Here is a 13,174-nt window from a genome sequence, read left to right on the forward strand (position 1 = left end):
GAAAGTGAAAAGTCTTTAAAGCACTGGTTTTACTGACTTTTCAACTTTCTTTTCAACATTCGCTTGCGGATTTAAGGATCTACTAAATAATAGTGGGAAGATTTTGCTATGAAATGAGCTGTTTCCATTCTTGATTGTTATCAAAATGATTTATGGCGAATTGCATCTGACGAAAAATATAAATATTATAATCAGATGAAACTATCTTAAGTATACTTTTAAAAGTAGACTAACTCAAACTATTCTAGGAAAGCACTTATTGTTTAATAGGTGCTTTTTTTGTACATTGATTTCCACAAATTCATTATTGTTCCACCTCTACAACCGTCCTTTCATGTTGTTTCTTCAAACTAAACAATATGTTCGTAAAGTCTAAAATTTTATAAGGAACTAATAAAAACAGTTATGAGTAAAATTTATAAAATTCTGGATTTTAAATTAGGTTCAATTTCCAATATCTTTTATATTTCCAAAAAACAAATATAAAATGGCAACATTTACATCTAGCTTACCAGACAGTCTTCTTGAAAATTTATCAAAGACAGCAAAAGAGTTAAAAATGCCCAAAAATAAAATAATTGAGAAGGCGTTGGAATTTTATTTGGACGAACTTAAAAGAGCCCAATACATTAAGTCTTTTAAACGTGCATCGAAAGATGAAGAAACAATGGCAATAGCTGAGGAAGGAATGGCAGATTATTTTAGAATGCTGCAAGAATATGACGAAGAATGAAGCAGGGAGAAATTTGGAGTGTATATTTCGATCCAATAATTGGAAGTGAACATGGAGGAAACAGACCAGCTGTAATTATGAGTGGTAATGCAATGAATCAGCATTTGCGTGTAATAATTGTTTGTCCTATAACATCATCTATCCGAAATTATCAAGGTAACCCTATTATAGAAGCCGATGAAAACAATGGTCTTTCTTCCCCAAGTGAGATTATGGTTTTTCATATTAGGTCAATTTCCAAAGAAAGATTCAAAAAGAAAATAGGTTTTATTTCCAATGATAACGTAATAAAAATTAAAGAAACATTGGGCGATCTACTTCGTTTTTAAAAAAACAGCTCCACTTTTTTTTAATTTCAATCACAAATTAGTTTATTCAAGTTTCTCAAAAATCGTACTTTTGCACTTTAGTTTCATTTTTCCTTCCCTTTGGGAAGGTTAGGATGGGCTTCTTTAACCTTAAAACATTCGTATAGCATGCAACTGTACAATAAATTAAGCGCAAAAGAAAGAGCCACATTGATCGATCAAACAGGAAAAAGTCGATTAACACTTTCTTTTTACCAATACGCCAACATTGGCAATCCGCAAATTTTTAGGGACCATTTATTCCTCACTTGGAACGCATTGGACGTTTTAGGCAGAATTTATGTAGCCCATGAAGGTATTAACGGGCAACTTTCGTTACCTGCCGACCGCTTTAACGAATTCAAAGCACATTTGGATAGCATCGGTTTTTTAAAGCACATCCGATTGAACATTGCTGTTGAGCAAGACAATAAATCGTTTTTAAAACTGAAAGTAAAAGTGCGCCATAAAATTGTAGCCGATGGTTTAAATGATGATACGTTTGATGTTACCAATAAAGGCATTCATTTAGGTGCTGAACAATTCAATGATTTTATTGAAGATGAAAACACTGTTTTGGTGGATATGCGCAACCACTATGAAAGCGAAATTGGCCATTTTAAAAATGCGATAACGCCCGATGTTGACACGTTTCGAGATTCTTTGGATATTATTGAAGCAGATTTAAAAGACCATAAAGAAGATAAAAATCTGGTCATGTATTGCACCGGCGGCATTCGATGCGAAAAGGCCAGCGCCTATTTTAAACACAAAGGATTTAAAAATGTGTACCAACTTGAAGGAGGCATCATTGAATATACCAGGCAAGTAAACGAACAAAACCTAGAAAACAAATTCTTGGGAAAAAACTTTGTTTTTGACGACCGTAGAGCCGAAAAAATAAGTGATGATATTATAGCGCAATGCCACCAATGTGGAGACCCTTTTGATATACATACCAATTGTGCCAACGAAGCATGCCACCTATTATTCATCCAATGTCCAAAATGTAAAGAAGCCATGGATAACTGCTGTTCTTCAACTTGCATGGAAATAAACAGATTGCCTTACGAGGAGCAAAAAGAACTTAGAAAAGGACAAGGTAACAGCAACGACATCTTTAAAAAAGGACGTGCCGACCATCTTCCCCATAAAAAAGATTTAAGGAACATTTTTGAAGTTTTTCAATCTAAAAAACAGTAATGGGTATGATGCAGAAAATTGAATTAATGGCACCTGCCGGAAATTTTGAATCCATGCAAGCCGCTTTGGATAATGGCGCCAATTCCATCTATTTTGGGGTTGAACAATTAAATATGCGAGCTCGTGCTTCCATAAATTTCACTTTAGATGATTTGGAAGAAATTTCAAAACGTTGTAAAGCCAAAAATGCAAGAACCTATTTAACACTTAACACCATCATTTACGACCATGATTTATCTCTTGTAAAAACTTTAATAAATAAAGCGAAAGAAGCCGATATTACTGCGGTAATCGCCATGGATCAGGCGGTTATTATGGCGGCGAGAGAGGTTGGTATGGAAGTGCATATTTCCACCCAAATAAACATTACCAACATAGAAACCGTTAAGTTTTATGCTTTGTTTGCAGACACGATGGTGTTGAGCAGGGAGTTGAGTTTAAGACAGGTAAAAAAGATAACCGAGCTTATTGAAAAAGAACAAATAAAAGGCCCATCGGGGAATCTAATTGAAATTGAAATTTTTGGTCACGGGGCACTTTGTATGGCGGTTTCTGGGAAATGTTATATGAGTTTACATGCGTATAATTCTTCAGCAAATAGAGGTGCTTGCAAACAAAATTGCAGAAAAAAATATACGGTTATCGAGCAGGAAACGGGGTTTGAAATGGCCATTGATAATGAATATATCATGTCTCCCAAAGATTTATGCACCATCGATATTTTAGACCAAGTAGCCGATGCAGGTATTAAGGTTTTAAAAATTGAAGGTCGCGGACGCGCGCCGGAATATGTTGCCAAAGTTATTAAGTGTTATCGCGAAGCTATTGATAGTTTGCACAACGACACCTATCAAAAAGACCAAGTAATTACTTGGATGCAAGAACTCGAAAAAGTGTACAACCGCGGTTTTTGGAACGGGTATTATTTAGGGCAGAAGTTAGGTGAATGGAGCAATGGCTCGGGGTCGCACGCCACACAAAAAAAGGTGTACATCGGCAAAGGCACACACTTTTTCCCAAAACCTCAAATAGGAGAATTTAAAATTGAAGCCTTCGATATTGCCATTGGCGACACCATTTTAATTACGGGCCCAACCACAGGGGCAAAAGAAATTGAAGTGCATGATATGATGGTAAACGACCAAAAATCAAGCAAAGGCACCAAAGACGATTTGGTAACCATTCCACTTGGTTTTAGAATCCGTCCTTCAGACAAATTATATAAAATGGTCGAAAATAAAGTAGAAGCTTAATGGTAGTTATCACGTTGCAACGCAATAAATGTATTGGGTGTAATTACTGTGTGGAGTTGGCGCCCAATCAATTTCAAATGTCTAAGAAAGATGGAAAATCGGTATTGCTTCATTCCAAGGACAAGAAAGGGTTTTTTACTTTAAAATCGAACGAAGAACATATTTTTGACGATTGCGATAAGGCTTCAAAAGCATGTCCTGTAAAAATAATAAGTGTAAAATCTGTTTGAAACATGATTGAAGGATGGGATTTCTTAAAGTTATAACGATAATTAGTCATCTATTTTAAAGTAAGCATAATAATCTTATCTTTACCTCGAGAAGTTTTTTTGAAATATAATTTTAAAAATCCTATCAAATGGTCATTCTCGAGAACGCGGGAATCTAAAAAAACAATTATAAACCTCCTTCCGATAAAATCTCGGTTTTAATCGGAATCAATATATAAAACTTATGGCTTGTAACAGTTGTTCAACTGGTAAAGACGGTCAACCTAAAGGATGTAAAAATAATGGCACTTGCGGAACGGATAGTTGTAACAAACTAACGGTTTTCGATTGGTTGGCCAATATGTCGCTTCCAAACGGGGAAAAACCGTTTAATTGGGTTGAAGTCCGCTTTAAAAACGGCAGAAAAGAATACTACCTAAACTCTGAAAACTTAACGTTGAGTATGGGCGATGTAGTAGCTACACAAGCACCATCGGGCCATGATATTGGAATGGTTACCCTTGCGGGGGAATTGGTACGCGTTCAAATGAAGCGCAAAAACATCTCAGAAACACCCGAGGAAATTCTTAAAATTTACCGAAAAGCAAGTCAGAAAGATATTGATATTTGGAGTGAAGCCCGCGACAAAGAAGAACCTATGAAGGTTAAAGCGCGACAGTTTGCCATAGATCTTAAATTGGAAATGAAAATTTCTGATATCGAATTTCAAGGCGACGGCAGTAAGGCAACCTTTTATTATACAGCTGAGGAACGCGTGGATTTTCGCGAACTCATCAAGGTGTTTGCCCGCGAGTTTAGAACGCGCATCGAAATGAAACAAGTTGGATTTCGTCAAGAAGCCTCCAGACTTGGCGGTATTGGGTCGTGTGGGCGCGAATTATGTTGCTCTACTTGGTTGACGGATTTCCGTTCAGTAAGTACTTCGGCAGCACGTTATCAGCAATTATCATTAAATCCGTTAAAATTGGCGGGTCAATGCGGAAAATTAAAATGTTGTTTAAACTATGAGCTGGATAGTTATTTAGACGCCTTAAAAAGTTTCCCGAAAACAGAAATTAAACTTCAAACGGAAAAAGGAACCGCGGTATGCCAAAAAACGGATATTTTTAAAGGGCATTTATGGTATGCCTATGAAGGAGAATGGGCAAACTGGCATAAAATTACCACCGAACAAGCCAATGAAATTATCAGCTTAAACAAGAAGAACCAGAAGGTTGTTAGTTTGGAAGAATATGCGCTGGAAGTTACCGAGGATACTAAAACAGAATTTGAAAACGTTGTAGGACAAGATAGTTTAACACGTTTTGATAGTCCAAAACCCCGTAATAAACGTAAAAACAATAAACGCAAGAATAATAAAGACCATAAAAACACGGCCCCTGACCATAATACCAACCAAGGTGCTAAAAAAAACAATAATAGAAACAAAAACAACAGGAAAAAACCCCATAACCCCAAAAAGATTGAGAAATAGTGTGCCAATAGTTTTATTGATAATTTCCTTTGTGTTTACTTCTTGTGATCCAAATCGCGTTTTCGATGAATATCAATCGGTTCCTGGTACATGGCATAAGGATTCTGTAATCAGCTTTAAAGTAAAACCACCCGATTCGACCAATGCCTACAATCTGTTTGTCAATCTAAGAAACACCAACGCCTACAAATACAATAATTTGTTCTTAATTGTAAACATGCATTTTCCTCACGGAAAAACCATAACAGACACTTTGGAGTATAAAATGGCCGATCCCTCGGGGAAACTTTTAGGCACTGGAATGAGCGATATGAAAGAAAACAAACTTTGGTATAAAGAAAACGTTGTTTTTAAGGAAAAAGGAGAGTATATAGTTAACATTCAACAAGCCATGCGGGAAAACGGTAAAGTTAATGGCGTGGTCGAGTTGGAAGGCATAACCGATGTAGGCTTTAGAGTAGAAAGACCCAACAAAAAATAACACCTAACCTTACTTAACTTTAAATACTTTAGGCACTTAAAACTTGAGGCACTTAAAACTTAATAAAATTGAAACATGGCATCAAAAAAACAAACAGCAACCCAAGATTTCTCAAAATACGTCCGTTGGTTTTGGATGGCATTTGTAGGAGGCATTCTATTTATAATATTATTGTTTGTATTGGCGTCTTGGGGTGTTTTTGGTGAAATGCCAGACCATACACAGTTGGAAAATCTTAAATCAAATTTGGCAACAGAAATTATTTCTTCAGACGGAAAAACCCTTGGCAAATTTTATTTAAACGATAACAGAACCCCTTTAAGCTATGAAGAGTTGCCCAAAAACTTAGTGGATGCCTTAATTGCTACTGAGGATGCACGTTTTTACGAACATTCTGGTGTTGATGCTTTTGGAACATTACGGGCTGCTGTTTTTTTTGGAAAAAAAGGAGGTGCAAGTACCATATCACAACAATTGGCTAAACAATTATTCCATAGAAGAGAAAATGCAAATATTGTTGAGAAGCTTTCCCAAAAAGTCAGGGAATGGATCATTGCCATACGCTTAGAACGCCAATATACCAAAGAAGAAATCATTGCGCAATATTTCAATATTTATGATTTTTTAAATAATGCCGATGGCATACGAAGTGCCGCTAGGATTTATTTTGGAAAGGAACCTAAAGATTTAGAGTTAAAAGAATCTGCCATGTTGGTGGGGATGTTTAAAAACTCGTCCTTGTTCAATCCTAGAAAACGCCCAGAACTTACCAGGGAACGCAGAAACGTAGTTTTGGCGCAAATGGAAAAATATGATTTTATAGATAAGAAAGTAAAAGATTCCCTTCAAAAAACAGAACTGGATTTAAATTACAATCCCGAATCGCATCGCGAAGGCATCGCCACCTATTTTAGGACGTATTTGGACGGTTTTATGAAAGATTGGATAAAAAACAATCCGAAACCTGATGGCACAAAATGGAATTTATATAACGACGGTTTAAAAGTGTACACCACTATCGATTCAAGAATGCAACTCTACGCTGAAAATGCTGTAGAGCAACACATGGCACGCTTGCAAGCCGAATTTTTTAAGCAAAATACCCCACAAAGAAATCCTACCGCCCCATTCATTGATTTATCTCCAGAGGAAATTAAAGTCTTGCTTAAAGGCGCCATGAAACAATCAGAACGTTGGAGAAAGATGAAATACGACTTGAATAAATCTGAGAAAGAGATTGAAGCATCCTTTCACAAACCGACAGAAATGGCCATTTTCGCATACAGAAAAGGAAAAGCTACCGAAATTGATACCATTTTGAAACCTATTGATTCCATCCGGTATTACAAAACGTTTTTACGTACGGGCATGATGGCCATGGAACCGCAAACAGGCCATGTAAAAGCATGGGTTGGAGGCATCAATTACCGGCATTTTCAGTACGATATGGTCAAACAGGGTAGGCGCCAAGTGGGATCTACTTTTAAGCCCTTTGTTTATGCCGCTGCTATAGACCAACTGCACTATTCGCCTTGCGATGTATTTCCAGATACGCCATTTTGTATTGAGGCCAATAAGTATGGGAATCCAGATGATTGGTGTCCAAAAAACTCTGATGGTAAATATGGAGGTACCCGAACTTTAAAAAATGCCTTAGCAAATTCTGTGAACACCGTTACCGCAAGATTGATGGATAAAGTAGGGCCAAAAACCGTGATAGATTTAGTAAAAAAACTGGGTGTGGAATCCCCTATTCCCGAAGTGCCCTCTATAGCTTTGGGAACCGCAGATTTAAGTGTGTACGAAATGGTGGGTGCCTACGCAGCGTTTGCCAATAAAGGGGTTTACACAAAACCCGTTATGGTAACAACCATTGAAGATAAAAACGGCACGGTGCTATATCAATTTAAACCAGAAACACACGATGTTATTGGCGAGGAACCCGCTTATGTTACCATAAAATTACTTCAAGGTGTTGTGGAATCTGGTTCAGGTGCCAGATTAAGAAGAACCGGACCGCCCGATCAGTTTTATAAAGATATCATCACAGGCTATCCGTATGGCTTTACAAATCCCATAGCCGGAAAAACAGGAACCACACAAAACCAAAGTGATGGTTGGTTTATGGGCATGGTACCTAATTTGGTTACGGGTGTTTGGGTAGGTGCCGAAGATCGGTCCGCACATTTTAGATCCATTTTGTATGGTCAAGGTGCATCAATGGCATTGCCCATTTGGGGTGTTTTCATGAAAAGTTGTTATAATGATAAGACCTTAAATGTTTCTACGGAAAATTTTGAAGCACCAACCAACCTTTCCATTAATGTAGATTGCTCAACAGGTTCAGGCAATTATGAGGATGGTAATGATTCTGGGAATGTACCCGATGATTTGACTTTTTAAAAACACTGGATTAATTATCCCTATCGCTTTAAAAAAAGTGTTTTTGGACAAGGATAATTATAGTAAACAACATAAATTACTCAAATCTAAATGCCAAACGCCACGTTCCCCTCCAAGGAGGGGAATGCTTCTCGTTTAGTGTTCAATTTTTTAGAATCTTTCGTGAGAAGTTTTGAATTGATGCGTTGCAATTATTTTTTGAACTTAAATTTTTTTAAAAACCCGATTAGTTTATAAGCACCACCAAAACAATAAGTTTCGTTAATTGTTATTTGTCCATTTATTGCTTATTTTTAAAGAAGAAAAACAATAGTAATGATCAATAAAAAAGTAACTGGCGTTGAAGAAGCCCTTAAAGGTGTTCAAAACAACATGGCCTTAATGCTTGGTGGCTTTGGGCTTAGCGGCATTCCCGAAAATGCGATTGCTCAATTAGTAAAACTGGGTGTAAAGGGTTTGACCTGCATTTCCAACAATGCCGGGGTGGACGATTTTGGATTGGGTTTACTGCTCCAAAAACGCCAGATAAAAAAAATGGTGTCGTCTTATGTTGGTGAAAATGATGAATTTGAACGCCAGATGCTTTCAGGGGAATTGGATGTGGAGTTAATTCCACAAGGTACTTTAGCTGAACGTTGTAGAGCGGCACAAGCAGGTTTTCCAGCCATATACACACCCGCAGGATATGGAACCGAGGTCGCCATTGGAAAAGAAACCCGTGAGTTTGATGGTAAAATGTATGTGCTGGAACATGCTTTTAAAGCTGATTTTGCTTTTGTAAAAGCCTGGAAAGGCGATGCAGCAGGTAATTTAATCTTTAAAGGAACTGCCAGAAATTTTAATCCCGTTATGTGTGGCGCCGCTAAAATTACGGTGGCTGAGGTTGAGGAATTAGTACCTTTAGGAAGTTTAGACCCCAACCAAATTCATATTCCCGGTATTTTTGTACAGCGTATTTTCCAAGGCAAACACTATGAAAAGCGCATTGAGCAACGAACGGTAAGACAAAAGGAGTTAAAAAGTTAAAAGTACTTGAAGTGCCTAAAGTTGAAGTTCTCTTTTTCATTTTAGGCAAACTTTAGGCACTTTTTACTTTAGGCACTTAAAAACTAAAAAAAAATGTTAGACAAAACAGGCATAGCAAAACGAATTGCCCAAGAAGTTAAAAACGGTTATTATGTGAACTTAGGCATAGGCATCCCAACTTTGGTTGCCAACTATGTACGCAACGATATCGAGGTGGAGTTTCAAAGTGAAAATGGCGTTTTGGGCATGGGACCATTTCCTTTTGAAGGCGAAGAAGATGCCGATATTATTAACGCTGGCAAACAAACCATTACCACCTTGCCTGGTGCCAGTTTTTTTGACTCCGCCATGAGTTTTTCAATGATTAGAGGACAGCATGTTGATTTAACCATTTTAGGTGCCATGGAAGTGTCCGAAAATGGTGATATCGCCAATTGGAAGATACCCGGACGCATGGTAAAAGGTATGGGAGGCGCTATGGATTTGGTAGCCAGTGCCGAAAATATCATCGTCGCTATGATGCACACCAATAAAGCGGGAGAATCAAAATTATTAAAACGTTGTACATTGCCATTAACAGGTGTTGGTTGTGTAAAAAAAATCGTGACCAATTTAGCGGTGATAGAAGTTACCGATAAAGGTTTTAAATTGTTGGAACGCGCTCCGGGAATTTCGGTAGAAGACATTAAAAAAGCCACTGAAGGGACATTAATCATTGAAGGAAATATTCCAGAAATGGGCTTGTAGTAATACATCAACCCTATTGAAAAGGAAAACGTAATCGATGAAATGTTAAAAGTAATTACATTTCATCGATTTTTTTATGTTTTTAACCGATATATTGAAAATTTATTTCATATTAGCAGTCCCCAAATAAACCAAACCAAATTAATAGATTTCCCCAGATCTACCATAAACTTGAGACTTATGAATTTAGCAACAAATCTACCTGAAGAACCTACATTTAATGACAGTAAATTCAAAGAAACCATGCGCGAGAATTTACGTTTTATCAAAAGTTTAATGTATTTAACTAAAAAATTATTTATGCTATAATCCTTTGGGAATAGCGTCAATTAATTTTTTGGTATAGACGGTTTTGGGCGAGCTGTATATAACATCGGCATCGTCCAATTCCTCTATTTTTCCTTTATTCATTACCAATAACTGATCACTCATATATTTTACCACAGCCAAATCGTGGGATATAAAAATATAGGTAAAACCAAAAGTTTCTTTTAAGTTATTCAGCAAGTTTAAAACCTGAGCTTGGACCGATATATCCAATGCAGAAACCGATTCGTCGCACACAATAAGTTTTGGTTGTAACGCAATGGTTCTGGCAATACCAATCCGTTGGCGTTGGCCGCCGGAAAATTCATGTGGGTAGCGGTTAAAATAATCTTCGGATAAGCCTACTTTGTTTAAAATTTCAATCGTTTTTTCTTTGCGTTCTTCATCAGAATTATAGAGCTTATGCACTATCATGGGTTCCATAATAGCTTCCCCAACAGGAATTCTAGGATTTAATGACGAATATGGGTCTTGAAAAATAATTTGAATGTCTTTTCGGAGTTTTTTAATTTCAGAATTTGAAAGTTTCGTAATATCTACTCCTTGGTATAAAATTTGTCCCGCTGTTGCTTTATCCAATTGAAGAATGGCGTTCCCTAAAGTGGATTTTCCACAACCAGATTCACCTACCAACCCCAACGTTTCACCTTCGTACAATTTAAAACTGACGTCATTTACCGCTTTAAAAGATTGAGGTTTTGAAAACCAACCTGATTTGGAAATATATTCCTTTTCAACATTTATCACTTCCAATAAAGGCGGTTTGCTGTATAATTCTTTGTGCTTTTGTTCGCGCTCTTCCGAAGTTATGATATCTGTTTTGGTTGTATCATTCAAATAATCTTGAATGGTTGGGAGCGTTTTTAATCGTGTTTTTAAAGAAGGGCGCGAATTGATCAGTGCTTTGGTATAGATGTGTTGAGGTGATTTGAAAATGGTTGAAACCGTACCTTGTTCCACAATCTCACCTTTATACATCACCAAAACTTGGTTTGCTATTTCAGAGATTAAAGACAAATCGTGTGTAATAAAAATAATACTCATTTTAGTTTCAACTTGCAACTCTTTAAGCAGTTGAATAATGTTTTTTTGCACGGTAACATCCAATGCCGTGGTAGGTTCATCAGCAATTAAAATATCGGGTTTGCAGCTAATGGCCATGGCTATCATAACCCGTTGTTTTTGTCCGCCCGAAATTTCATGAGGATACGCATTATAAACACGCTCTACATCAGGAAGTTTTACTTTTTCAAAAAGCGAAAGTGTTTCCACCTTTGCGGCTTGTTTGGATAACTTGGTGTGTTGCAATAATATTTCCTGTACCTGTTTGCCGCAGGTCATGGACGGATTTAAAGAACTCATAGGTTCTTGAAAAATCATCGCTATTTTTTTACCTCGAATTTTCTGAAACGCTTTTGAAGTTAATGTTGTTAAATCTTCTTCATTATAAAAGATATTTCCTGATGCTATTTTTGAAATTTTCTTAGGAAGAAGACCTAAAATAGCCAGTGAAGAAACTGATTTTCCAGAACCAGATTCGCCCACAATACCTAATATTTCATTTTGATATAAATGATAGGAAATGTTTCGGATAACTTCAGATTCTTTCTTGTTTGAAAAAAAACTGATTGCTAGGTTTTCTATTTTAAGTATTACGGTATTCAGCATAAGTAAATATAGCTACTTTATAAATTTTTATTAAGTAAAAAAAATAATAAAATACAACCTTTTATTTTCTTATAATTAATGAAATATCTGCTCGACGCGCTTCTTCATCGGTGGTTGCTTCATAATCAACACCGTGATAAACAGTTAAAATCCTTGTAGGATGTATGCCTTTTTTAATTAAACCTAGCTTAATAGCTTCCGTTCGCTGCATTGATAAATTCTGATTGTATATAGGATTTCCTTTTTTACTAGCAAACCCTTTTACCAAAACGTCAATTTTATCATTTTCTTTTAAAATATTTACTAAACCTAGTAAATTTTTGCTTTGTACTGGATCAATGGTTTTAGAATTATTTTGAAAATACAATTGCATTTTATAATCACTATATTTTTTTAAAAGCGCGGTATTAATTGATGAACCAGTTTTTTTTAGGTTTATTTCTTGTTGTAAAGCGTTTAATTTATTTTCAATACTTGCTAAATTATCGTTATAGTTTTCTTTCGGTAATTCTAAGTTTGAACTCTTGTTTAATAAAGTGTAAATAGAATCTAATTTAAACCTAAGTTGTTGGCTATAAGCTTTATCCTCGTTATTGGCCCTTACATTTTTTGATGCTTCATTTGCTCTGTATCGGTTTTCTGCTAGAGGTGTTACAATAATTTTTGGAGTATTATCATTCTGTTCTCTTACAAGATTCCTTAATTTGTCAATTTCATAATGTAAATCTTCAACTTCATTATTTAAAGCTGAATTATTAGTAGTAACTGCTGATGGATAATATTTTACTGTGTTGACTCTATTAAATTGATTTTTTAAATAGGCTATTTCTCTTTTTAAATCGTCTATTTCATAATTGTAATTTTGTTTATTGTCAACTGTATCTTCCAAAATAATTTTTGACGAATTTTTTTTATTCTGTTCACTTATATACATCTCCAATGTATCAATTTCATTTTGCAAATCTTCAACTTCAATATCTGGAACAGAATTATTATTAGTAGCCAATGGATTGGATTTAAACGAGCTTGATTTATTAAGTTGGTTTCTTAAATATGCTATTTCACTTTTTAAATTATCTATTTGATTTGTATTGTCGATTTTATTATTATAAACGTATTCAATTCGGTTTTCTTTAAGGCTATTTTGGGTAGCTAATTGTCGCTGTTTAGCATCAACTATTATAGCTGTAATGGAGTTTAAATCTTCCTGAGACATTCTTATAACACTTTTGTTTTGTGCGAAAACAGTAAATGAAATAAGGCTTACTAGTAGTACCAAATA

Annotated in this window: 12 protein-coding genes; 10 read left to right on the forward strand and 2 right to left on the reverse strand. The window is 35.8% G+C overall.

Going from position 1 to position 13,174, the window contains the following annotated elements:
• Positions 1-487: 487 nt before the first annotated feature.
• The 10 genes from ACU1LP_RS12795 (at position 488) to ACU1LP_RS12840 (ending at position 9,897) form a co-directional block, all read left to right on the forward strand.
• Positions 488-733: a ribbon-helix-helix domain-containing protein gene (locus ACU1LP_RS12795; RefSeq protein WP_445731575.1), complete on the forward strand. Its 246-nt coding sequence runs from the start codon at positions 488-490 to the stop codon at positions 731-733.
• Positions 730-1,062, forward strand: a complete 333-nt coding sequence (locus tag ACU1LP_RS12800; RefSeq protein ID WP_445734185.1) for a type II toxin-antitoxin system PemK/MazF family toxin — start codon at positions 730-732, stop codon at positions 1,060-1,062. The genes ACU1LP_RS12795 and ACU1LP_RS12800 overlap by 4 nt, the downstream gene beginning before the upstream one ends.
• 147 nt (positions 1,063-1,209) lie before the next feature.
• A complete protein-coding gene (trhO, locus tag ACU1LP_RS12805; protein WP_445734186.1) occupies positions 1,210-2,283 on the forward strand; it encodes an oxygen-dependent tRNA uridine(34) hydroxylase TrhO in 1,074 nt (357 codons plus the stop codon).
• Between the two features lie 8 nt (positions 2,284-2,291).
• Entirely contained in the window at positions 2,292-3,536 is a 1,245-nt protein-coding gene (locus ACU1LP_RS12810; RefSeq protein WP_445734189.1) for a peptidase U32 family protein, read from the forward strand.
• Entirely contained in the window at positions 3,536-3,766 is a 231-nt protein-coding gene (locus ACU1LP_RS12815; RefSeq protein ID WP_445731578.1) for a ferredoxin, read from the forward strand. Before ACU1LP_RS12810 ends, ACU1LP_RS12815 begins: the two co-directional genes overlap by 1 nt.
• A gap of 223 nt (positions 3,767-3,989) precedes the next feature.
• On the forward strand, positions 3,990-5,240 hold the full coding sequence (locus ACU1LP_RS12820; RefSeq protein WP_445731579.1) for a PSP1 domain-containing protein: 1,251 nt from the start codon (positions 3,990-3,992) through the stop codon (positions 5,238-5,240).
• Between the two features lies 1 nt (position 5,241).
• The gene (locus ACU1LP_RS12825; protein ID WP_445731580.1) at positions 5,242-5,721 is read left to right on the forward strand and encodes a gliding motility lipoprotein GldH; all 480 of its coding nucleotides are present in this window, start codon (positions 5,242-5,244) and stop codon (positions 5,719-5,721) included.
• Positions 5,722-5,796: 75 nt separating this feature from the next.
• Complete coding sequence (locus ACU1LP_RS12830; RefSeq protein WP_445734188.1) at positions 5,797-8,124, forward strand: penicillin-binding protein 1A; 2,328 nt, start codon at positions 5,797-5,799, stop codon at positions 8,122-8,124.
• A gap of 315 nt (positions 8,125-8,439) precedes the next feature.
• Entirely contained in the window at positions 8,440-9,150 is a 711-nt protein-coding gene (locus tag ACU1LP_RS12835; RefSeq protein WP_445732555.1) for a CoA transferase subunit A, read from the forward strand.
• Positions 9,151-9,243: 93 nt separating this feature from the next.
• On the forward strand, positions 9,244-9,897 hold the full coding sequence (locus ACU1LP_RS12840; protein ID WP_445732556.1) for a CoA transferase subunit B: 654 nt from the start codon (positions 9,244-9,246) through the stop codon (positions 9,895-9,897).
• Between the two features lie 303 nt (positions 9,898-10,200).
• On the opposite strand, the gene ACU1LP_RS12845 is transcribed toward ACU1LP_RS12840, so the two are convergent.
• Entirely contained in the window at positions 10,201-11,892 is a 1,692-nt protein-coding gene (locus ACU1LP_RS12845; RefSeq protein WP_445734719.1) for an ABC transporter ATP-binding protein, read from the reverse strand.
• A gap of 61 nt (positions 11,893-11,953) precedes the next feature.
• Positions 11,954-13,108: an OmpA family protein gene (locus ACU1LP_RS12850; RefSeq protein WP_445736442.1), complete on the reverse strand. Its 1,155-nt coding sequence runs from the start codon at positions 13,106-13,108 to the stop codon at positions 11,954-11,956.
• Positions 13,109-13,174 lie beyond the last annotated feature (66 nt).

The organism is Mariniflexile sp. (assembly GCF_052728615.1).

What these genes read in the sequence shown, in the direction of transcription:
- ACU1LP_RS12795 (WP_445731575.1), top strand. Translation starts at nt 488, where the DNA reads ATGGCAACATTTACATCTAGCTTACCAGACAGTCTTCTTGAAAATTTA.
- ACU1LP_RS12800 (WP_445734185.1), top strand. Translation starts at nt 730, where the DNA reads ATGAAGCAGGGAGAAATTTGGAGTGTATATTTCGATCCAATAATTGGA.
- trhO (WP_445734186.1), top strand. Translation starts at nt 1,210, where the DNA reads ATGCAACTGTACAATAAATTAAGCGCAAAAGAAAGAGCCACATTGATC.
- ACU1LP_RS12810 (WP_445734189.1), top strand. Translation starts at nt 2,292, where the DNA reads ATGCAGAAAATTGAATTAATGGCACCTGCCGGAAATTTTGAATCCATG.
- ACU1LP_RS12815 (WP_445731578.1), top strand. Translation starts at nt 3,536, where the DNA reads ATGGTAGTTATCACGTTGCAACGCAATAAATGTATTGGGTGTAATTAC.
- ACU1LP_RS12820 (WP_445731579.1), top strand. Translation starts at nt 3,990, where the DNA reads ATGGCTTGTAACAGTTGTTCAACTGGTAAAGACGGTCAACCTAAAGGA.
- ACU1LP_RS12830 (WP_445734188.1), top strand. Translation starts at nt 5,797, where the DNA reads ATGGCATCAAAAAAACAAACAGCAACCCAAGATTTCTCAAAATACGTC.
- ACU1LP_RS12835 (WP_445732555.1), top strand. Translation starts at nt 8,440, where the DNA reads ATGATCAATAAAAAAGTAACTGGCGTTGAAGAAGCCCTTAAAGGTGTT.
- ACU1LP_RS12840 (WP_445732556.1), top strand. Translation starts at nt 9,244, where the DNA reads ATGTTAGACAAAACAGGCATAGCAAAACGAATTGCCCAAGAAGTTAAA.
- ACU1LP_RS12845 (WP_445734719.1), bottom strand. Translation starts at nt 11,892, where the DNA reads ATGCTGAATACCGTAATACTTAAAATAGAAAACCTAGCAATCAGTTTT.
- ACU1LP_RS12850 (WP_445736442.1), bottom strand. Translation starts at nt 13,108, where the DNA reads ATGTCTCAGGAAGATTTAAACTCCATTACAGCTATAATAGTTGATGCT.